The 21,472-nt window shown below is 66.2% G+C and carries 19 protein-coding genes and 2 tRNA genes; 12 read left to right on the top strand and 9 right to left on the bottom strand.

Going from position 1 to position 21,472, the window contains the following annotated elements; translation table 11 throughout:
- Positions 1-32 precede the first annotated feature (32 nt).
- Together FHS96_RS07635 and FHS96_RS07630 are read left to right on the top strand one after the other, a co-directional pair.
- Positions 33-1,436, top strand: a complete 1,404-nt coding sequence (locus FHS96_RS07635; protein ID WP_429588868.1) for an NAD(P)H-dependent flavin oxidoreductase — start codon at positions 33-35, stop codon at positions 1,434-1,436.
- A 66-nt stretch (positions 1,437-1,502) separates the two neighbouring features.
- Positions 1,503-2,201 (top strand): glutamine amidotransferase, encoded by a 699-nt coding sequence (locus tag FHS96_RS07630; protein WP_429588867.1) that lies wholly within the window; start codon positions 1,503-1,505, stop codon positions 2,199-2,201.
- 114 nt (positions 2,202-2,315) lie between these two features.
- On the opposite strand, the gene FHS96_RS07625 is transcribed toward FHS96_RS07630, so the two are convergent.
- Positions 2,316-3,311 (bottom strand): 2-hydroxyacid dehydrogenase, encoded by a 996-nt coding sequence (locus tag FHS96_RS07625; protein ID WP_429589686.1) that lies wholly within the window; start codon positions 3,309-3,311, stop codon positions 2,316-2,318.
- Positions 3,312-3,423: 112 nt separating this feature from the next.
- Between FHS96_RS07625 and FHS96_RS07620 the strand changes: the two genes are divergently transcribed.
- A complete protein-coding gene (locus FHS96_RS07620) occupies positions 3,424-3,912 on the top strand; it encodes an SH3 domain-containing protein (protein WP_429588866.1) in 489 nt (162 codons plus the stop codon).
- 17 nt (positions 3,913-3,929) lie between these two features.
- On the opposite strand, the gene FHS96_RS07615 is transcribed toward FHS96_RS07620, so the two are convergent.
- A complete protein-coding gene (locus tag FHS96_RS07615; RefSeq protein WP_429588865.1) occupies positions 3,930-5,114 on the bottom strand; it encodes a thiolase family protein in 1,185 nt (394 codons plus the stop codon).
- 79 nt (positions 5,115-5,193) lie between these two features.
- Here FHS96_RS07615 and FHS96_RS07610 point away from each other — a divergent pair, with 79 nt between their 5' ends.
- Together FHS96_RS07610 and FHS96_RS07605 are read left to right on the top strand one after the other, a co-directional pair.
- The gene (locus tag FHS96_RS07610) at positions 5,194-5,976 is read left to right on the top strand and encodes a prepilin peptidase (RefSeq protein ID WP_429588864.1); all 783 of its coding nucleotides are present in this window, start codon (positions 5,194-5,196) and stop codon (positions 5,974-5,976) included.
- A 17-nt stretch (positions 5,977-5,993) separates the two neighbouring features.
- The gene (locus FHS96_RS07605) at positions 5,994-6,446 is read left to right on the top strand and encodes a hypothetical protein (RefSeq protein ID WP_429588863.1); all 453 of its coding nucleotides are present in this window, start codon (positions 5,994-5,996) and stop codon (positions 6,444-6,446) included.
- A 28-nt stretch (positions 6,447-6,474) separates the two neighbouring features.
- On the opposite strand, the gene zwf is transcribed toward FHS96_RS07605, so the two are convergent.
- Complete coding sequence (gene zwf / locus FHS96_RS07600; protein WP_429588862.1) at positions 6,475-7,947, bottom strand: glucose-6-phosphate dehydrogenase; 1,473 nt, start codon at positions 7,945-7,947, stop codon at positions 6,475-6,477.
- Positions 7,948-8,056: 109 nt separating this feature from the next.
- Here zwf and FHS96_RS07595 point away from each other — a divergent pair, with 109 nt between their 5' ends.
- Positions 8,057-8,758 carry an NAD-dependent deacylase gene (locus tag FHS96_RS07595; RefSeq protein ID WP_429588861.1) on the top strand — a complete coding sequence of 234 codons (702 nt, stop codon included), beginning with the start codon at positions 8,057-8,059 and terminating at the stop codon, positions 8,756-8,758.
- A gap of 70 nt (positions 8,759-8,828) precedes the next feature.
- Here the strand turns inward: FHS96_RS07595 and FHS96_RS07590 are convergent.
- The 4 genes from FHS96_RS07590 to moaA all read right to left on the bottom strand — a co-directional run bounded on the left by FHS96_RS07590 (position 8,829) and on the right by moaA (position 10,848).
- A tRNA-Asn gene (locus FHS96_RS07590) sits at positions 8,829-8,903 on the bottom strand.
- Positions 8,904-8,928: 25 nt separating this feature from the next.
- Positions 8,929-9,003 (bottom strand) — tRNA-Asn (locus FHS96_RS07585).
- A gap of 55 nt (positions 9,004-9,058) precedes the next feature.
- On the bottom strand, positions 9,059-9,835 hold the full coding sequence (locus FHS96_RS07580; protein WP_429588860.1) for an NAD kinase: 777 nt from the start codon (positions 9,833-9,835) through the stop codon (positions 9,059-9,061).
- A complete protein-coding gene (gene moaA, locus FHS96_RS07575; RefSeq protein ID WP_429588859.1) occupies positions 9,832-10,848 on the bottom strand; it encodes a GTP 3',8-cyclase MoaA in 1,017 nt (338 codons plus the stop codon). The genes FHS96_RS07580 and moaA overlap by 4 nt, the downstream gene beginning before the upstream one ends.
- Positions 10,849-10,964: 116 nt before the next feature.
- Here moaA and FHS96_RS07570 point away from each other — a divergent pair, with 116 nt between their 5' ends.
- On the top strand, positions 10,965-12,656 hold the full coding sequence (locus tag FHS96_RS07570) for an EAL domain-containing protein (RefSeq protein WP_429588858.1): 1,692 nt from the start codon (positions 10,965-10,967) through the stop codon (positions 12,654-12,656).
- Between the two features lie 107 nt (positions 12,657-12,763).
- Complete coding sequence (locus FHS96_RS07565) at positions 12,764-13,780, top strand: zinc-binding alcohol dehydrogenase family protein (RefSeq protein ID WP_429588857.1); 1,017 nt, start codon at positions 12,764-12,766, stop codon at positions 13,778-13,780.
- 88 nt (positions 13,781-13,868) lie between these two features.
- Here FHS96_RS07565 and FHS96_RS07560 read toward each other — a convergent pair whose 3' ends face one another.
- Positions 13,869-14,729 (bottom strand): IclR family transcriptional regulator, encoded by an 861-nt coding sequence (locus FHS96_RS07560; protein WP_429588856.1) that lies wholly within the window; start codon positions 14,727-14,729, stop codon positions 13,869-13,871.
- 10 nt (positions 14,730-14,739) lie between these two features.
- Complete coding sequence (gene fucP / locus FHS96_RS07555; protein WP_429588855.1) at positions 14,740-16,077, bottom strand: L-fucose:H+ symporter permease; 1,338 nt, start codon at positions 16,075-16,077, stop codon at positions 14,740-14,742.
- A gap of 207 nt (positions 16,078-16,284) precedes the next feature.
- Here fucP and FHS96_RS07550 point away from each other — a divergent pair, with 207 nt between their 5' ends.
- The 4 genes from FHS96_RS07550 to FHS96_RS07535 are packed head-to-tail and all read left to right on the top strand — an operon-like array spanning position 16,285 to position 21,472.
- Entirely contained in the window at positions 16,285-18,651 is a 2,367-nt protein-coding gene (locus FHS96_RS07550) for a glycoside hydrolase family 95 protein (RefSeq protein ID WP_429588854.1), read from the top strand.
- Between the two features lie 30 nt (positions 18,652-18,681).
- Entirely contained in the window at positions 18,682-19,425 is a 744-nt protein-coding gene (locus tag FHS96_RS07545; protein WP_429588853.1) for an SDR family oxidoreductase, read from the top strand.
- The gene (locus tag FHS96_RS07540; RefSeq protein WP_429588852.1) at positions 19,422-20,699 is read left to right on the top strand and encodes an L-fuconate dehydratase; all 1,278 of its coding nucleotides are present in this window, start codon (positions 19,422-19,424) and stop codon (positions 20,697-20,699) included. Before FHS96_RS07545 ends, FHS96_RS07540 begins: the two co-directional genes overlap by 4 nt.
- On the top strand, positions 20,696-21,472 hold the full coding sequence (locus FHS96_RS07535; RefSeq protein WP_429588851.1) for an L-fucose dehydrogenase: 777 nt from the start codon (positions 20,696-20,698) through the stop codon (positions 21,470-21,472). Before FHS96_RS07540 ends, FHS96_RS07535 begins: the two co-directional genes overlap by 4 nt.

Here is a 21,472-nt window from a genome sequence, read left to right as displayed (position 1 = left end):
GCGAAACTTTGGGGAGCAGTTGAGGAGTGTCGATGTTCAAGGGTCTGAAGCCCATTGTCTATGCCGGTCGCGAGGTTTGGCCGCTCATCGAGGGCGGCAAGGGTGTGGCAGTTTCGAACCACACCAGCTCGGGCGCATGGGCGGCGGCAGGCGGCATCGGCACCGTTTCGGCCGTGAACGCCGACAGCTATGACCCCACGGGCAAGATCATCCCGCAGGTTTATCATGCCAAGACTCGGCGGGAACGCCATGAGGAGCTGATTGCCTACGCCATTGAGGGCGCGGTGGAGCAGGTGAAGCGCGCGTTCGACATTGCGGGCGGCAAGGGCGCGATCAACATCAACGTGCTGTGGGAAATGGGCGGCGCGCAGGAAGTGCTGCACGGCGTGCTTGAGCGGACACGCGGGCTAGTGGCGGGCGTCACCTGCGGCGCTGGCATGCCCTACAAGCTCAGCGAGATCGCCGCTTCCTACAACGTCAACTATCTTCCGATCATCAGTTCCGCGCGCGCATTCCGCGCATTGTGGAAGCGCGCTTATTCGAAGGCGTCGGATTGGCTGGCGGCGGTGGTCTATGAGGATCCGTGGCTCGCCGGAGGCCACAACGGCCTGTCCAACGCCGAAGATCCGCTGCGTCCCGAGGATCCTTATCCACGCGTGAAGGCGCTGCGCGAAACGATGCGCGAAGGCGGCATCTCGGACGATGTGCCGATCGTGATGGCCGGCGGCGTCTGGTATCTGCGCGACTGGAACCACTGGATCGACAATGACGAACTGGGCAGCATCGCCTTCCAGTTCGGCACACGTCCGCTGCTGACGCGCGAGAGTCCGATCCCGGAAGAGTGGAAGGCGCGGCTGATGACGCTCGACGAGGGCGATGTGTTGCTGCACCGCTTCTCGCCGACCGGCTTCTATTCCAGCGCCGTCCGTAACCCGTTCCTGCGCCACCTCGAAGCGCGTTCGGAACGGCAGATCGCCTTCTCGCTCGAGGCAGCGGGCGACCACCAGTATCAGCTCGACGTAGGCGTGAAGGGCAAGAATTTCTGGGTGACGCGCAACGACCTGCTGCGCGCGCGCGAATGGTTCGGCCACGGCTTCACCGATGCGCTGAAGACGCCGGACAACACGCTGGTGTTCGTGACCACAGAGGAAAAGGGCATAATCCGCAAGGACCAGGCCGATTGCATGGGCTGCCTCAGCCAATGTTCCTTTTCGTCGTGGATGGACAGCGAGACCAACTCGACCGGCCGGCTCGCCGATCCGCGTAGCTTCTGCATCCAGAAGACTCTGCAGGATATCGCGCATGGCGGCGATACCGAGCAGAACCTGATGTTCGCCGGTCACAATGCCTATAACTTCAAGAAGGATCCGTTCTATTCGAACGGCTTCGTGCCTTCGGTGAAGCAGCTCGTCGATCGCATCCTGACCGGCGATTGAGGCGCTTGGCGGCCCCCAAGCAAAATTGCGGTTTCCGAGCAGGCGGGTGAGGTTAAGAGGCGCGGCATGAAGACTGCGCTGATCATCCGCCATGTGCCCTATGAGGGCGTTGCCGGCTTCCGTGCGCCGATCGAGGCCGCGGGCTATGCGATCGACCGGATCGACGTGACCGATCCGGCCTTTCCGCATACCGACTTCCTGTCGCCCGATCTCGTCGTGATGATGGGCGGGCCGATGGGGGTCTATGAGCGGGACGCGCACCCGTGGATCGACTGCGAGATCGCGCGCCTTTCGCTGCGCATCGCCGCCGGCCGGCCGACCCTGGGCGTCTGCTTCGGGGCACAGATGATCGCGGCCGCCATGGGGGCAAGGGTCTATGCCGGTCCGGTCAAGGAAGTGGGCTTCGCGCCGCTCAGCATCGCTGACATTTCCGGTAATCCCCTGGCGCCGATTGGCGACCTGCCCGTGCTCCACTGGCATGGCGATACGTTCGATCTGCCCGAGGGCGCGGAGCGCCTCGCCTCGACGCCGCTCTACGCTAATCAGGCTTTCCGCCGCGGGCCCAACCTGCTGGCGCTGCAATGCCATGCCGAGATGGGCGAGGATCCCCGCTTCCACATCTGGGTGGAGGAAGGCGCCGACTATATCGCCCAGGCCGGCGTAACGCAGAACCGGCTGCGCGACGACCATGCACAGCTGGGCCCCACCACCGTAGCCGCTGGGCGCCGGATGATTACGGACTGGCTGGCCGGGCTGGACGATTGAGGCCAAACCTCGTTCAGCGGTGCGCGAACATTCCTTCCGTAGCTCTGCTCGGAAGTGACATTAGCTGGCTCAAGCGATAATTGCGGTTCGGTGAGGGGCTAGCCGAACCTTACCTTACACCCAGCCTTCGAGCACCTGATCCGGCGGGCGATGCCCATCCGCCCAGGCGCGGATGTTCGCGACGACCTTGGCGCCCTGTGCGTCACGCGCCTCGTGGGTGGCGGATCCCATGTGCGGCAGCAGCACGACATTGTCGCGCGCCAAGAGTCGCGGGTCGACCGCCGGCTCATGCTCGAACACGTCGAGCCCGGCGCCGGCGATCACGCCATTTTCGAGCGCTTCGATGAGCGCCGTCTCAGCGACGATCTCGCCGCGCGCGAGGTTGATGAGATAGGCGTCGCGCTTCATCAGTGCCAGCCGACGCGCGTCGAGCAGATGATGGGTACTGGCATTGTGCGGACAGTTGATCGAGACGATATCGGCTTCGGCAAGCATCGCATCGAGGTCGGGGCACCACACCGCGTCCACCGCCTTTTCAACGATATCCGGCAGGCGATGGCGGTTGTGGTAGCGGATCGACAGCCCGAAGCCGCGGGCGCGCAGCGCGATCGCCTGGCCGATCCGGCCCATGCCGACGATCCCCAGCGTTTTGCCGGTGATGCGATGGCCGAGCATCGCCACCGGCCCCCAGCCGCTCCAGCCACCCGACCGGATCAGCCGTTCGCCTTCGCCGATCCGCCGCGGAACGGCGAGGATCAGCGTCATCGCCATGTCTGCGGTGTCGTCGGTCAGTACGCCTGGCGTGTTGGTCACGAGGATGCCCTGCGCGCGCGCAGCCTTGAGGTCGATATGGTCCACGCCATTGCCGAAGCTGGCGATCAGCTTCAGCGCGGGCCCCGCCTTGGCGAGCAGCGCAGCGTCGATCTCGTCGGTGATCGTCGGCACCAGCACGTCGCAATCGGCGATGGCGGCTTCCAGCGCGGCGCGATCCATCGGCTGGTCGCCGCGGTTGAGACGGGGTTCGAACAACTCGACCATCCGCGCTTCGACCGAAGGCGTCAGCCTGCGCGTGACGACGATGCGTGGTCGGCGGGGGCGCTGGTCCGGCATGACCTGCGATTGGCCCGCTTGCGCGCGCCCGTCAAGCGGCGGCTGCCGTGCGTGCGTCTTGAAGCGCGACGATGCTTTTGCCAACGTGACCCGCGGATATGAGGGGTTGGTGATGCGTAGGGTAAAGGGTTTCAGGATCGCGGCCGCGGTGGTGCTCACGCTCGCTGCAGCGGGCGTGGCGGAAGCGCAGCAGCGGACACCGCCTTATTGGGCGTCGGTCGCCGCTGGCAAGGCGCGGATGCGCACCGGGCCGGGGCGCCAGTTTCCGGCGACCTGGCTCTATGTGCGGTCGGGTTTGCCGATCCGCGTGATTGCCTCCGTGCCCAACTGGCGCCGCGTCGAGGATCCGGATGGCGAGAAAGGCTGGGTGCAGGCCAATCTGCTCAGCGAGCGCCGCACCGCGATCGTGCGCGGCGGTATCCAGCCGCTGCGGACCGCCCCCCAGGAGGATGCATCGATCGCCTGGCGGGTGGAGCCGGGCGTGGTCGGGCGCATCTCGCGCTGCGGCGATGGCTGGTGCCGCCTCGACGTCGCCGGGCGCGGCGGCTTCATCAGCACCGACCATATCTGGGGCGTAAGCACGGGCGAAACCGTGCCCTGACGCCCCAGTTGGAGCGGTCAGGCGAGTTCGAGTGCGACTGCGGTCGCCTCGCCTCCGCCAATGCACAGCGCGGCGACGCCCTTTTTCAGCCCGCGATTCTCCAGCGCCGCGGTCAGAGTGGCGATGATCCGCGCGCCTGATGCGCCGATCGGATGGCCGAGCGCGGTCGCGCCGCCATTCACGTTGATCCTGTCGTGAGGGATACCGAGATCGCGCATCGCGATCATTGCGACGCATGCAAACGCCTCATTCACTTCGAAGAGGTCGACCTCGTCCGCGGACCAGCCCGCCTTGTCGAGCACCTTGCGCACCGCATCGACCGGCGCGGTGGTGAACAGCGCCGGCTGATGCGCATGCGCCGCGGTGGCGACAATGCGCGCAACGGTTGAAAGGCCCTTGTCCGCGGCCACGCTCGCGCGAGTCAGCACCAGCGCGGCTGCACCGTCCGAGATCGACGACGCGTTCGCGGCGGTGATCGTGCCATCCTTCGCGAACGCGGGCTTCAGCGTCGGGATCTTCGCGGCATCGCCTTTCAGCGGCTGCTCATCCTTGTCGACCAGCGTGGTGCCTTTGCGGCCGCTGATCTCCACCGCGACGATCTCGCGATCGAACGCGCCGGATTGCTGCGCTGCCTGCGCGCGCGTCAGCGATGCGATCGCGAATCCGTCCTGGTCGGCGCGGGTGAACTGATAGTCGTCGGCGGTCTGCTCGGCGAAGCTGCCCATCGCGCGACCCGGCTCATAGGCATCCTCGAGCCCGTCGAGGAACATATGATCCATGATCCGGTCATGCCCCAGCCGCGCGCCGCCGCGATGCTTCTGCAGCAGGTAGGGCGCGTTGGTCATGCTCTCCATGCCGCCGACGACGAGCAGGTCGACCGAGCCGGCAAGCAGTGCCTCCGCGCCCATGATGGCCGCCTGCATCCCCGAACCGCACATCTTGTTGACGGTCGTCGCCTCCACCGACTGCGGCAGCCCGGCCTTCAGCGCTGCCTGTCGCGCGGGCGCCTGGCCGAGCCCGGCGGGCAGTACGCAGCCCATATAGATGCGCTCGACATCGCCGCCATCGACGCCCGCGCGTTCGACTGCAGCCTTGACCGCGGTTGCGCCGAGATCGGTGGCACTCGCCCCCGAAAGGCTGCCCTGGAAGCTCCCCATCGGGGTGCGCGCGTAGGAGAGGATGACGACGGGATCGTTGGGCATGACGGGCGCTTCACTCGCTGGAATGTTCGGTGCAGGGAATCTAGGAAGCGGCCGAGCGAAAGACAATCTGGGGCAGCACGTGGCGGCATTCGAGCCGATCGAACCGATGTTGGGCATTGCCGCCCCGGCTTGGGCAGCGCTGGGCGCGGGGCTCGGCCTCGTGGCGGGGAGCTTTCTCGCCACGCTCGCGGTCCGCTGGCCCGAGGGACGCGGCATCGCCATCGGGCGTTCCACCTGCGACGCATGCGGCCAGCCGCTGCGCTGGTTCGAACTGGTCCCGTTGCTGAGCTTCGCAGCGCAGCGCGGCCGCTGCCGGCGCTGCGGCGGCCGTATCGATGCGCGCCATCCGCTGATCGAGGTGGCGGCGGCGCTGATCGGTGCCGCCGCCATGATCGCCGCGCCGGGGCTGGCGGGGCTGGCCGGCGCGCTGTTCGGCTGGCTCTTGCTGACGCTCGCCACGTTGGATGTCGAGCATCACTGGTTGCCGGACCGGCTGACCATCCCGCTTGCGGCCGCGGGTATCGCGGTGGGCGCGGCGGGGGTGTCACCGACGCTGGTGAATCGGCTGATCGGTGCTTTCGCCGGCTTCGGTACACTCTGGTTGATCGCCACCGCCTATCGCGTGCTGCGTGGCCGGATCGGTTTGGGCGGCGGCGATCCCAAACTGTTCGGCGCGATTGGGGCATGGCTCGGTTGGCAGATGCTGCCCTTCGTGCTGCTGCTCGCGGCGCTGGCCGGGCTCGCGGCGGTGGTCGCGATGCGGCTGCGCGGCGCCACGGTCACCGGGACGACGCGGCTGCCTTTCGGCGCGCTGCTAGCCGTGGCCGCGTTTCCGGTCTGGCTGGTGACCGCCGCGTCATGAAGAGGGTGGCGCTGCTGTTGAGTCTGATGCTTACGTGCTGCGCGATGCCGCATCGCGCGGCCATTCCTGCGGCCCCGCCGGCGCGGGGGCTTGGGGTGTTGCCGCCGCAGGCGGCGCCGCGCGCGGGTTGCGGGCTCTATCTCTATGTCGGCAGTGCCGGCCAGGCGTTGGTGCTCGCCGCGGACAGCAGCACGGGTACGGCGCGCATAATGCTCGACGGACTGGTCGCCGTTCTGCCCTTCGCCGGGTTCGAGGGCGTACCGCGCACCGGCTTCTCGCCACGCATGCGTTATGCCAGTGACGCGGTGGCGGTCGATCTGGATCTCGATATGGATGATCGCCGCGAAATGACGGACGGCGCCGCGATCGAGCGCGGCGCGCTCCGCCTCGATCGTACGGGCGGCGATTCGATCGCGCTTCCGGTCAAAGGGGTAATCGCCTGCGTGCCGCAGCCTCAGGCGAAGCCCTGAAGCAGCCCTCCGTGATCGCCCGCCTCGATCAGTCGTGCCAGGTCGCGCCATCGCGTTCGGTGAGCGCGATCGCCGCCGAAGGGCCCCAGGTGCCGGCTGTGTAGGGGCGGGCGGGGACGCCCGCTTCAGCCCACGCCTCATGGATCGAATCGATCCATGCCCATGCCGCTTCCACCTCGTCGCGGCGGACGAACAGGGTCGTGTCGCCTTCGAGCAGGTCGAGCAGCAACCGCTCATAGGCGATGCGCCGGCGCGTCTTGGCGAAGGCGGTGCTCAGCGAGACGTCCAGCCCGACCTGCTTCAGGTCGATGCCGTCGCGGTCGAGCCCCGGCTGTTTCGCCATCAACTGCATGCGGATATTTTCTTCCGGCTGCAGGCGGATGATCAGCGCATTGGCTTCCAGCGGGCTGGTCGTGCCGCGGCCCTTGCCCGAGAAGATCGAGTGCGGCACCGGCTTGAACTGGATCAGGATCTCGGACTGCCGATTGGGCAGGCGTTTACCGGTGCGAATGTAGAAGGGTACATTCTTCCACCGCCAATTGTCGATATAGGCCTTCAGCGCGACGAAGGTTTCGGTGTCGGATGTGGTGCCGAGTTCGTCGGCATAGCCCTTGACCGGCTGGCCGTTGATCGCGCCGGCGACATATTGGCCCTTCACGCTGCACTGCGCCGCATCGGCGCGGGTCATCGGCCGCAACGAGCGCAGCACCTTGACCTTTTCATCGCGCACGGCGGCGGCGTCATAGCGGGCAGGGGGCTCCATCGCGACCAGCGCGAGCAACTGCAGCACATGGTTCTGCACCATGTCCTTCAGCGCGCCGACGCCGTCATAATAGGATACGCGGCCCTCGAGTCCCACCGTCTCGGCGACGGTGATCTGGACATGCTCGATCGCATTGGCATTCCACAGCGGTTCGAGCAGCATGTTGCCAAAGCGTAAGATCAGCAGGTTCTGGACGGTTTCCTTGCCCAGATAATGATCGACGCGGAACACATGCGATTCGTCGAACGCCTCGGCGACCGCCGCGTTGACCGCGCGCGAGGAGGCGAGATCCTGCCCGATCGGTTTCTCCATCGCGATGCGCGTGTTTGCGCCCGTCAACCCGGCAGCCTGCAGGCCCTTTACGACCGGCGCAAACAGCGAGGGCGGGGTGGAGAGGTAAAAGGCGACGCCGCCGTCCAGCGCGTCTCCGATCATATCGCGCAGCGCCGAGAAATCTCCGCCTTCGCCGACGCTGACGGGGCAGTAGCGAACCCTCTCGACGAAGGCCGCGGCGCGCGCGGCATCATAGCAGCCTTCGCCGAGGAATTTGGCGAGGGCGCCGTTCACTTCCTCGCGGAATGCCGCCTCGTCCTGCTTGGTACGGCCCGATCCGATGATCGTGAAGCCATCGGGCAGCAAGCCGTCTCCATCGAGATTGTAGAGCGACGGGAACAGCATCCGGTGCGCAAGGTCACCGGTCGCGCCGAAGATCACGATAGTACGATAGATGTCGGCCAAATCGTCCCCCCACTCTCTGGATCGGGTGTTTGGCGCTGCATAGCGTCGCGGTGCGCCCCCGTCACGTGCGGCGTAGTCGTAGGTGCGAAGGGCGGCTATGGATGGCGCCATGCGTGACATCCGGAACATCGTCATCCTCACCGGCGCTGGCATCTCCGCGGAGAGCGGACTCGCGACCTTTCGTGGGCCGGACGGCCTGTGGGAAGGCCAAAGGGTGGAAGATATTTGCACGCCGCAGGCTCTCGCGCGCGATGTACAACTCGTCCATGATTTCTACGACGCCCGTCGCGCCGCGCTCGCCGACGTCCAGCCCAACCCGGCGCACCGAGCTTTGGCCGCGCTCGATGCGGCGTGGGACGGCGAGTTGCTGATCGTCACCCAGAATGTCGATGACCTCCATGAGCGCGCTGGGGCAAAGCGCATGCTCCACATGCATGGCGAACTGCTTTCAGCGCTCTGCGCGGTCTGCAACAAGGCGGTGCCGTGGCAGGGTGCGATGCCGCCGGGCAGCGTCTGCGACGGATGCGGCCGCCCGAAGTTGCGCCCCGACATCGTGTTCTTCGGCGAGATGCCTTATGAGATGGACCGCATCGAGGCGGCGCTGATGCGCTGCGACCTGTTCGTCTCGATCGGCACGTCCGGCGCCGTCTATCCCGCTGCAGGATTCGTCCAGACCGCGCGGCATTATGGCGCGCAGACGCTCGAGCTGAACCTCGATCCCTCCGCGGGCAGCGTCTATTTTCACGAGACGCGGCTAGGACCGGCGAGCGAGTTGGTGCCGGCGTGGGTGACAGAGGTTGTCGGCGGCTGACGCGCCGTGCGTCCGGAGCGCGGCGCGAGCGCTTCACGCCTCCGGCGATCGTTTCGCCGTATGAAGGCGATGGCTCCCTGAGTAGGATTCGAACCTACGGCCGCTCGATTAACAGTCGAGAGCTCTACCGCTGAGCTATCAGGGAACAGTGCGCAAATGGCCCACGATGATGGCTCCCTGAGTAGGATTCGAACCTACGACCGTCCGATTAACAGTCGGATGCTCTACCGCTGAGCTATCAGGGATCACTGCGGAGGCGGCCCTTTAGCAGCGGGTCCGAGGGGATGGCAACCCCCGATTTCACACCGCGAACTGTTCCATCGTAATGCGGTCGTCGAGCGCGTGTTCAGGATCGAACAACAGGCACAGCGCGATCGTGCGATCGATCTCCACCGTCACGCTTTCCACGTCGCGCACCTCGCGCTGGTCGGCGACGGCGCTGACCGGGCGCTTGACCGCGTCGAGCACGCGGAAGCGGGTCCGGGCACGGTCGGGCAGGATGGCGCCGCGCCAGCGGCGGGGGCGGAAGGGGCTGATCGGAGTGAGGGCGAGCATGCCCGATCCCAGCGGCAGGATGGGCCCCTGCGCCGAGAGATTATAGGCGGTTGAGCCGGCCGGTGTCGCCACCAGCACACCGTCGCACACCAGTTCCTCGATCACGACACGATCGTTGACCGTCACTTCCAGCTTGGCGGTCTGGCGCGTCTCGCGCAGCAGCGACACTTCGTTGATCGCCGGCAGTTCGACGACCTCGCCATCCACCGTCGTCGCCGTCATCCGGAGCGGTGCGACGCTGAACGGCCGCGCCCGCGCCAGCCGCTCTTCCAACCGGTCGGGCTGCCACTCGTTCATCAGGAAGCCGACGGTGCCCAGGTTCATGCCGTAGACCGGCACGATCCGGCGACGTTCGAGCATGGTATGCAGCGTCTGCAGCATGAAGCCGTCACCGCCGAGTGCGATGATCAGGTCGGCTTCCGCCACGTCCACCCAGTCACGGCGTGCGCTGAGCGCGCTTGCCGCGCCGCGGGCGGCGTCGGTTGGCGAGACGACGAGCGCCCGCCGCGGCTGATCGCTCATCCTCCGGTAACACTCATATGGCGCGCCACGGCGGGATCAGCGGCGCGGCGGTCGATCCGGAAATCATGCGCGCGCGGCTTTAGCCGCAACGCTTCGTCGATGGCGACGTCGACTGCGGCGATGCCGCCATCGCGATACGCCGCCTTCAGGTCGACGCGGTCGTCATGCCCCAGGCACATGTAGAGCCGTCCTTCGGTGGTCAGCCGCACGCGGTTGCAGCCGTCGCAGAAATTATTGGTGAGCGGCGAGATCAGCCCAAGTCGCGCGCCCAGTTCCTCAACGCGCCAATAGCGAGACGGGCCGCCAGTGCGATAATCGTCGGGTACCAGCGTATAGCGTTCACGCAGGCGATCCGTCACTGTCGTCAGTGGCAGATAGCGGTCCACGCGATCCTCGTCGATGCTGCCCAGCGGCATCGTCTCGATCAATGACAATGTGAACCCGCGCTCGGCGCACCAGGCCAGCATCGGTTCGATCTCATCCTCGTTGACGCCCTTCAGCGCGACCATATTGATCTTGATGCGCAACCCCGCGGCAACGGCAGCGTCGATACCGCCCATGACGCGCGCGAGATCGCCCGTGCGGGTGATCATGCGGAAGCGATCGGGAACTAGGCTGTCGAGGCTGACATTGATGCGACGCACGCCGGCGCCCGCAAGCGCCTCGGCATGTTCGACCAGCCTGGTGCCGTTCGTCGTCAGCGTCAGTTCGTCAAGGCCCTGGCCGAGATTGCGGCCGATCCGCTTCGCCAGTTCGTCGACACCGCGACGCACCAGCGGCTCGCCGCCGGTCAGCCGGATCTTGGTCACGCCGCGGGCAATGAAACGATCGGCGATCAGCGCGATCTCTTCCAGGCTCAGCAGCGCTGATCGCGGCAGGAAGGTCATCGCCTCCGACATGCAATAGCGGCAGCGCAGGTCGCAGCGATCGGTCACCGAAATGCGCAGATAGGAGATGCGCCGGCCGAAGGCATCGGTCAGCGTCCGGGTACCGTCGGTCAAGCCAGTCTCCATCGCCACGTGCTAGGCTTTCGCAGCGTCCGCAGCAAGCGCCGTTACCGCAACATGCTTTGGCGCCTACTGGCGCAACACCAGCTTCCTGCTAAGTCCCTCATAATGGGGATACAGAGATGAACCCGCAATCTCCGTCGGCAGTTCCGGCTGCCATATTGTTGCTGGTCGCTCCGGACAGCGCCGGTGATCTGGCAAAGACCATCGTGGCCGCCGGTTGGCAAGCGATTCCGGCGCGATCCGGCAATACGCTCGACCGCCAGTTTCTCGGCAGCGGCGCGACCGTGGCGCTGGTCGATGGGCGCGGTGTGTTCGAGGCGGGGCTTGCGGCGGTCAAGGCGCTGGCAGGTGTCGTGGAGGCCGATGGCGGGGCGCTGCTGCTGCTGATGGATGGCGCGGATGTCGGTGCGCTCGACCGAGTGTTCGCGGCCGGCGCGACGCACTATCTCCACGAACCGTTCGATGCGGTCGAACTGGCGCGGATGCTGGGTTTCGCCGCGCGACACGTCGGACGGCTGCGGCGCGGCGCGAGGGGCGGGGCGGGGCGGCGGCATGGGGAAACCGGGCTGCCGGATATCGCCTTCGTTCGTCGATGGCTCGATCGTCGCATCGCCGATCGCACACAGACCAGCATCCTATTCGTCTCCCCCAGCCGCTTCGAGGTCGTCGCGACAGTGCATGGACGCGAAATCGCCGAGCGGCTGAACGTGATGATCGCCGATCGGGTCGGCACGATCGTCGGTCGCCGCGGCATCGTCGCGCACCTTGAAGGCGCCGACTATGTCGTGCTCGTCGATCCCGAACCCTCGCTGGAGCGGATCAAGCTGCTCGGACTCGAAATTGCCGACGCAATCTCGAAGCCCTTCGTCATCGACGACGTTCATATGGTCTTCGGCTGCCACGTCGGCGGCACGCATGTGGAGCCAGGCGATGCCGGCGGCCTGGACGTGCTGCGCCGCGCCAGCATCGCGCTAGCCTCAGCCCGTCTCGAAGAGAGTGGCACCGTTCGGCTGCTGAGCGGTGCCCAGGCGATCGCCGTGACCCGTGAGACGCGGCTTGCCACCGACCTCAGTCGCGCGATCGAGCGCGATGAAGTGGAGGTACTGTTCCAGCCACAGGTCGATCTGGCGACCGGCACGATTGTCGGCGTGGAGGCGCTCGCGCGCTGGCGGCATCCCGAGCATGGCGAACTGGGCGCCAATACATTGTTCGCATCTGCCGAACGGGCCGGCTTTCTGCTGCCGCTTTCGGTACATGTGCAAGCAAAGGCGATGCGAATAGCTGCGGGGTGGGGGGCACCGCTCGACCGTCTGCGCCTGTCCGTCAATGTGACATCGGCCGACATTGCCCGGCCGGCCTTTGCCGCCGGCTTGCTGGCGATGGCGATGAAAGCGGGCTTCCCGCCGGATCGGCTGACCGCCGAAGTCACCGAGAGCGGCCTGATAAAGGATCTTCCGGCCGCCGCGGCCGCGCTCGCCTTCTTGCAGGAAGCTGGGTGCAGGATCGCCATCGACGATTTCGGCACCGGTTATGCGAGCCTCGGCTATGTGAAGGCGCTGCCGCTCGATTATCTTAAGATCGATAAATTGCTGATCAGCGACGTCGCCTGCGTGGAACGCGATCATCTGCTGGTTCGTGGAATCATCGGCATGGCGCGGGCGCTGGGCTTGATCGTCATTGCGGAAGGCGTGGAGGACGAGGCGCAGCGCGCGCTGCTCGCCGCCGAGGGTTGCGATCTCTACCAAGGTTTCCTGTGTTCGGAGCCGGTCAACGCGCGCCAGCTTGAGGCGCTTATTAGCGGCCACCAATGACCGCCCAACCCATCGAAGATCATTGAAAGTTGAAAGTTGGTTGCATATACGAAAGTCCTTGCCGGCGCCTGAACGCCACTGCCGCAACAGATACGAGGATGTTTCGAATGGATATGTCGGTCGTCACCTGCGTGGAGCCGGGCCGGCTTTCGCTCGAGAACCGGCCGATGCCGGAACGGGCGCAGGGGCAGGCGCTGCTGCGCATCCGCCGCGTCGGCGTGTGCGGCACCGATTATCATATCGTCGCCGGCAAGCAGCCCTATCTCAGCTATCCGCGCGTCATCGGCCATGAACTCGCCGCCGAGGTGATCGAGGTCGATCCCGGCAGCACGCTGGCGCTGGGGATGACGGTGAGCGTGCTGCCTTATCTCGCCTGCGGCACCTGCATCGCCTGCCGCCGCGGCAAGCCCAATTGCTGCGTGCGGATCGAGGTGCTGGGCGTCCATCGCGACGGCGGCCTCGCCGAATATCTCGTGGTCGACGAACGCTATGTGATCCCCGCCGAGGGGCTGACGCTGGACCAGGCGGCGATGGTTGAATTCCTTGCGATCGGCATGCACGCCGTGCGCCGCGCGCAGGTGAGCGCCGAGGATCGCGTGCTGGTGGTGGGGGCGGGGCCGATCGGCCTCGCGGTCACCTTGTTCGCGACGCAGGCTGGCGCCGCGGTGACGGTGCTGGACGGCAACAGCCGCCGCGCGACCTTCGCGGTCGAGAAGCTGGGTGCGGTCCGAGCCGAGGTGCCGGGCGACGATCTGCGCGCGCGGCTGTCGGCGGTGACCGATGGCGATTTCTTCGATGTCGTGTTCGATGCCACCGGCAACCCAGGGGCGATGGAGGCCGGCTTCTTCCATGTCGCGCATGGCGGGCGCTATGTGCTGGTCTCGATCGTCTCGGCGGAGATCAAGTTCAGCGATCCGGAATTCCACAAGCGCGAACTGACGCTCATGGGCAGCCGCAACGCGACCGCCGATGATTTCGCAGCGGTGATCGAGGCGATCCGCAGCGGCGCGGTGCCGACCAAGGATCTGCACAGCCATGATGTGGCGCTGGCGGACCTGCCCGAGCGGATGGGGGAATGGATGCGGCCCGAAACCGGGGTGATCAAGGGGATCGTGCGGATCTGATCCCTTGGCCCGCTCGCGCGTCAGCCATATCCTCCGTCCGTCCCGAACGAAGGCGCGATGCTACGATGGCGGTGAGGAAAAAAGCGCTCTACGCCTCCGCCTTCCGGCGCCGCGGTTTCGGGGCGGACACGGGAGCCGCGACAGGCTCCACCACATCCCGCTCCGCCCAGCCGAGCCCGTGCGAGATCTGCCGGCCAGCGGCCGTCAACGCATCGCGGGCAGCGTCCAGTGTCATATGCTCGGTGCCGTCGATGTAATTGAGGAACGGGATCGTCAGTGCCGCCGCCGCCCGACCGTCGAAACCAAATACCGGCACGCTGATATCCGTCACAGCCGTCGTGCGCGCGCTGGGCGCGGTTTCGTAACCACGCTCGCGGATCTCGGCCGATCGCCGTTCGATATCGGCGCGGTCCTTCGCCTTGATGCCGGGGATCGCGTCCATCATCCGCTCGCGTAGGTCGGGCGTGGCGTAGGAGAGAAGGATGCGACCGGAGCAACTCGTCAGCAGATTCACCTGTGTACCCAGCCGCAGCGAGAAGGCGGTGGGGCCGGGGGCCTGTTCGCGCAGCACGCACAGGCCATAGCCGTCCGCCGCGACGACGAGATGGCAGGATTGGCCGGTGCGCTGGATCAGCGCGCGCGCGATCGGTGCCGCGACATAGGTCAGTTCCTGCGCCGGCGTCGCACGGTGCGCGAGTTCCAGCATTTTATAGGTCACCGAATAGCGGTCGCTGTCCGGATCCTTGGCCAGCCAGCGGCGCTGCTCCATCACGATCATGATGCGGAAGATCTCGCTGATCGACCGCCCCAGACGCTGCGACATCTCTGTGATGGTCAGCCCCTCGGGCGCGAGCGCGAGCTGTTCGAAGATGTCGAAGGCCTTTTCCAGCGCCGGCGCCGAATAGTCCCTGGTCTTGCCAGCGGCCGCGCCGCCCCGTCTTCCTGCCATGCGATCGAGCCTAGGAGGCGACCAAGGGCGTTGCAACCGTCGCCGCGTGGCGTTCGCGACCGATCGCGAAGCCGAACAGCGCGACGACCACGAAGCAGAGAAGCGGCAGCGCCATCGCGGTCTGCAGCCCGGCGCCATGGCTGAACCATCCCATCAGCGGCGGCAGGATGGCGCCGCCGACGATCGCCATGATAATGAAGGATGAACCCACCGCGGCATCGTGGCCGAGGTCGCGGATGCCGAGCGCGAAGATCGTTGGGAACATGATTGACATGAAGAAGCTGGTGAGCGCCAGCGCGGCGATTGCGATCACACCGCTAGTGACCATCGCCACGATGACGAGCAGTGCGGCGGCGACGCCGAATCCGGCCAGTAGCCGCGCCGGCGCGACGCGCGTCATCAGTGCCGCACCCAGGAAGCGACCGATCATGAACATCGCCAAGCTGCCCGAGAGCAGATAGGCGGCGGTGCGCTCCGGCGTGTCGGGCGACTGTTCTTTCACGAAATCGACGAAGAAGCTCCAGATGCCGACCTGCGCGCCGACATAGAAGAATTGCGCCACGATCGCGCCAAGCAGCACTGGTGAGCGGAGCGGGCCGCTGCTCGGAGGCGTCGTCGTGGCGGCATCGTCCTGCCGGGGGTCGGGCAGTTTCACGCGCGCGATGGCGAGCGCAACGAGAATGACGACGGTCGCGAGTGCGAGATAGGGAAGCTGCACGGTCCGCGCCTCGGTCGCGCGATACGCCTCCAGCGCCGCGGGCGTCATCGCCTGTAACGTGCCCGTATCATGCTCGATGCCGGAGAAAATGAAGAGTCCGCCGAGGATCGGAGCCAGAACCGCACCGAAACCGTTGAACGCCTGCGCCAGGTTCAGCCGCTGTGGCGCGCGCGCGGGATCGCCAAACGCGACGATATAGGGGTTGGCCGCGGTCTCCAGCGTTGCGGCGCCCGCGGCGAGCACGAACAGCGCGACAAGAAAGGCGCTGTACGCGCGCAATTCGGCGGCGGGGTAGAAACACAGCGCGCCGGCCGCGTAGAGCGCGAGGCCGACCAGAATGCCCACCCTGTAGCCCAGCCGCCGCATCATTAGCCCTGCCGGTAACGCGACGAGGAAATAGGCAAGGTAGAAGACGAACTGGATGAAACCCGCCTCGGCGCGGTTGAGCGCCAGCGCCTTCTGGAACTGGCGGATCAGGATGTCGTTGAAATTGTTCGCCAGCGCCCAGAGGAAGAACAAGCTGGTGACGAGGATGAACCCCACGACATAGCCCGGCGCCACGAAGCGATGCCCACTCGTTGCCCGCTCGCTATCCGTTTGTCCGCGCGTAAGAATCGGGTTCAGCGCCATCCGAAAACCTCTCTTCGTTTCTGCCGCCTGATTCTCTGATCGGGTCAGCGCCTGTCCTAGCATCTTGTCACCGCGCGAGAATGATGCTTGCGCAGCCACTGCTTCCTGCCTAAGCTTCCACATATAAAAGTTACTGTCAAACTGTTGCTGAGATCGCCCACCCGTCATTCCGAGGGCCGGGGCGGCGGAGCGCGAGAGGAGTTCGAAGTGAGCGACCATTCCGGCCTGACGCGGCGCGACGCCCTCATCGCCACCTCCGCCGCCGCGGCGACGATCGCGCTGGCGCCCGGCACGTCGGCAGCAGCCCCGGCCGTGTCGGCAACAGAGATGCTCTGGTATCGTCAGCCGGCGGCTGAATGGGTGGAGGCGCTGCCGATCGGTAATGGTCGGCTCGGCGCGATGCTGTTCGGCGGCATCGACAAAGAGCGCATCCAGCTCAATGAAGACACATTATGGGGCGGCGGGCCCTATGATCCGGTCAACCCCGCGGCACGCGACGCGCTGCCCGAGGTGCGCCGCCTGATCTTCGCGGGCGAACATGACGCGGCCAATGCGCTCGCCAAGGAAAAAGTGATGGCGGTGCCGCTGCGCCAGATGTCGTACCAGACGGTGGGCGACCTGCAGCTTATGATGCCTGGTGTCGATCCGGCGACGGCGACCGATTATCGCCGCCACCTCGATCTCGATGCGGCGCTGACCGGGGTCCGCTATGTAGTCGATGGCGTCACTTACACACGCGAGGCAGTGGCCTCGCCTGCGGATCAGGTGATCGCCATCCGCCTCTCCGCGAGCCGGCCGAGCAAAATCGCGTTCGACCTCGGCGCGACCTCTCCGCAGAAGGATTTCAAGGTTGCCATCGAGGGCCGCGACACGCTGGTGCTGGGCGGCCGCAACAACGCCGACAACGGTATCGCCGGCGCGCTGCGGGCCGAAGCACGGGTGCGGGTGATCGCAAAGGGTGGCACGGTGTCGCCGGGCGCGGGGCTGATCGGCGTGCGCGGCGCAGATTCCGTGGTCATCCTGATCGCGATGGCGACCAGCTATCGCCGTTTCGACGATGTCGGCGGCGATCCGACGGTGATCACGAAGATGCAGATCGCTGCAGCGTCCGGCCGCACTTTCGATCGCATCGCGGCCGATAGTGCCACCGCCCATCGGAAGATCTATCGCCGCGTCCGCATCGATCTCGGGCGGAGCGCCGAGGGCGATAAGCCGACCGACGTGCGCATCCGTCAGTCCGAAGCCGCGGACGATCCGGCGCTCGCGGCGCTCTATTTCAACTATGGGCGCTATTTGCTGATAGGATCGTCGCGGCCCGGATCGCAGCCGGCGAACCTGCAGGGCATCTGGAACGACAGCGTGCGGCCACCCTGGGGTTCCAAATACACGATCAACATCAACACCGAGATGAACTATTGGCCGGCGGAGCCGACCGCGATGCCCGAACTGGTCGAGCCGCTGATCGCGATGGTGCGCGATATCGCCGTCACCGGTGCGCGCACCGCACGCTCCATGTATGGCGCGCGAGGATGGGTGTGCCACCACAATACCGACCTTTGGCGCGCGACGGCGCCGATCGACGGGGCTCAGTTCGGGCTGTGGCCCACCGGCGGTGCTTGGTTGTGCCTGCATTTGTGGGATCGGTACGACTATGGCCGCGACAGGGCTTATCTCGCCTCGATCTATCCGATCCTGCATGGCGCCAGCCTGTTCTTCCTCGACACGCTGGTGAAGGATCCGAAATCCGGCTGGATGGTGACCAACCCGTCGCTGTCGCCGGAGAATAATCATGGCCGTGGCGAGACCTCGCTGTGCGCAGGGCCAACGATGGACATGCAAGTCATCCGCGATCTCTTCGTCAACACCGCCGCGGCGGCGCGCATCCTTGGCCGCGATGCCGCGGACGTCGCCGCCCTCGATGCGATGCGCGCGAAGCTCGCGCCCAGCAAGGTGGGCGCGCAGGGGCAACTGATGGAGTGGCAGGAGGATTGGGACGCGGGCGCGAAGGATATCCACCATCGCCACGTCTCCCACCTCTATGGCCTATTCCCCAGCAACCAGATCGACGTCGATCGCACCCCGGAACTCGCCGCGGCGGCGAAGCGCTCGTTGGAGATCCGCGGCGACAAGGCGACCGGCTGGGCGACCGCCTGGCGGATCAATTTGTGGGCGCGGCTGCGCGATGGCGATCATGCCCATGCGATATTGCGCTTCCTGCTGGGGCCGGAACGCACCTATCCGAACATGTTCGATGCGCATCCGCCCTTCCAGATCGACGGCAATTTCGGGGGCGCCTCCGGCATCACCGAGATGCTGATGCAGAGCCTTGGCGACGACATCCTGTTGCTGCCGGCACTGCCGCGCGCCTGGCCCAGCGGATCGCTGACCGGGCTGCGCGCACGCGGCGCCTGCGGTGTCGACCTCAGTTGGCGTGGCGGCGCGCTGGCGGAAGCGCGCATCCGGCCGGACATTGGCGGAAAGCGCACCGTGCGTTGCGGCACGGCCAGGCGCACGCTCGATCTGGTCGCGGGGCGGCCGGTGGTGCTGCGCGGCCCCGAATTGGCGCTGGGCTGACATAATCTTTCTCACGGGATTGGAATGACGATGAGATTATCGGGTAAGACCGCGGTGGTGACCGCCGCCGCGGCAGGGATCGGCCGGGCGGCCGTCGAGCGCTTCGTGGCGGAGGGTGCGACCGTCCACGCCGTCGATCGCGACGCCGCGGGGCTCTCGACCTTGGAGGGCGTCCAGACCTATGCCGCCGATCTGACCGACAAGGCGGCGATTGCCGCATTGGTTCAGGCGACCGGGCCGGTCGACGTGTTGCTCAACGCCGCCGGTGTCGTCCACGCCGGCACCGCGCTCGACTGCAGCGACGATGATTGGGACTCGGCGTTTGCGCTGAATGCGACGGCGATGTTCCGGATGATCCGAGCCTATCTGCCGGGCATGATCGCGGCGGGCGGCGGTTCGATCATCAATGTCGCGTCGGTCGCTTCCTCGCTGATCGGTGTCCGCAACCGCTGCGCCTATGGCGCCAGCAAGGCGGCGGTGATCGGGCTGACCAAGGCGGTCGCCGCGGACTATGTCGCCCAGCGCATCCGCTGCAACGCGATCTGTCCCGGCACCGTCGAATCGCCCTCCCTGCTCGCCCGCGTACAGGCGGTGGCGGATGCCAACGGCACCTCGTTCGACGAGGCCTATGCCGGCTTCGTCGCACGCCAGCCGATCGGCCGCCTCGGCCGGCCCGAGGAAATCGCGGCGGTCGCGCTGCATCTCGCCGAGGACGACAGCGCGTTCGTCACCGGCACCACCGCCGTGATCGATGGGGGATGGACAGTCGAATGACCCGTATCACCGCTCTCCGCACCGCTGACATCCGCTTCCCAACCAGTCTCGCGCTGGATGGATCGGACGCAATGAACCCCGATCCCGATTATTCGGCTGCCTATGTCATCCTCGAAACCGATCAGCCGGGGCTGGAGGGCCACGGCCTGACCTTCACCATCGGCCGCGGCAACGACATTTGCGTCGCCGCGATCCGGGCGATGGAGCATCTCGTCGTCGGGCTCGAGCTGGATTGGGTGCGTGCCGATCCCGGTCGCTTCTGGCGGCATGTGACCGGCGACAGCCAGCTGCGCTGGATCGGGCCGGACAAGGGCGCGATCCACCTCGCGACCGGTGCAGTCGTCAACGCAGTGTGGGATCTCTGGGCCAAGGCGGAGGGCAAGCCGGTGTGGCAGCTCGTCGCAGACATGAGCCCGGAGGAGATCGTTCGCGCGATCGACTTCCGCTACATCACCGACTGCATCACCCCTGAAGAGGCGCTGGCGCTGCTGACGAAGGCGGCCGAAGGCAAGGCCGAGCGGCGTGCGCAGCTCGAGGCGCAGGGCTATCCCTGTTACACCACCTCGGCGGGCTGGCTCGGCTATTCGGACGAGAAATTGCGCCGGCTGGCGACGGAGGCGGTCGATGCCGGCTTCAAGCATATCAAGCTCAAGGTCGGGCGAGACCTCGACGACGACATCCGCCGGCTGCGCATCGCGCGCGAGGTGTTGGGGCCGGACCGGCGGCTGATGATCGACGCCAACCAGATCTGGGAGGTGGACCAAGCGATCGAATGGGTCAACGCGCTCGCATTCGCCGATCCCTGGTTTATCGAGGAGCCGACCAGCCCCGACGATATCGAGGGCCACCGCACGATCCGCGAGCATATCGGTCGGGTGAAGGTCGCGACCGGCGAGATGTGCCAGAACCGCATCCTGTTCAAGCAATTCATGATGCGCGAGGCGATCGACGTAGTGCAGCTCGATAGCTGCCGGTTGGGCGGCGTCAACGAGATCCTCGGGGTGCTGCTGATGGCAGCGAAGAAGGGGTTGCCGGTTTGCCCGCATGCCGGCGGCGTGGGGCTGTGCGAATATGTTCAACATCTCTCGATGATCGACTATCTCTGCTTCTCGGGCACGACCGAGGACCGGGTGATCGAATATGTCGACCATCTGCATGAGCATTTCGTCGATCCCTGCATCATCCGTGACGCCGCCTATATGCCGCCGACGCTGCCGGGCTTTTCCATCGAGATGAAGCCGGCCTCGATCGCTCAGTATCGGGTGGACAAATGAAGCTGGGGCTCGATGGCAAGCTGGTGATCGTCACCGGCGGCGGGGCCGGTATCGGCGCCGCCATATCCGAAGTGCTGGCGGAGGAGGGTGCGATCCCCGCGGTCGTCGGTCGAAGCCCGATCGATGGCGCCTTTGCCGAGCGGCTGGCGGCCTTGTGCCCGGGCTATCTGTTCGTGCAGGCTGATCTGGTGGACGACGGCGCTTGTGCGCGCGCGGTCGCCGAAATCGCTGCGGCGGGACATGGCATCCACGGGCTGGTGAACAATGCCGGCGCCAATGACGGCATTGGGCTGGAGGCGGGGACGGCAGCATTCACCGCCTCTGTAACCGCGAACCTCGCGCATTATTACGGCATGGCGCACCATTGCTTGCCGCATCTGCGCGAAAGCCGTGGTGCGATCGTCAACATCTCGTCGAAAACGGCGGTGACGGGACAGGGCAATACCAGCGGCTATGTCGCCGCCAAGGCGGCGCAGCTCGGCCTCACCCGAGAATGGGCAGCGGCGCTGCTGGGCGACGGCATTCGCGTCAACGCGGTGCTGCCCGCCGAGGTGATGACCCCGCTCTATGCGCGCTGGCTCGACAGCTTCGACGATCCCGAGGCGAGGTTGCGTGCGATTACCGATCGCATCCCGTTGGACCGCCGCATGACCACCGCGCGCGAAATCGCCGACACGGTGGTGTTCCTGCTGTCCGAACGTAGCAGCCACACCACGGGGCAATGGGTGTTCCCCGATGGCGGCTATACGCACCTCGACCGAATGCTGGCCTGA

The organism is Sphingomonas zeicaulis (assembly GCF_050433225.1).
Classification (GTDB): domain Bacteria; phylum Pseudomonadota; class Alphaproteobacteria; order Sphingomonadales; family Sphingomonadaceae; genus Sphingomonas_D; species Sphingomonas_D zeicaulis.
This window is presented reverse-complemented; position numbering and strand designations above follow the sequence as displayed.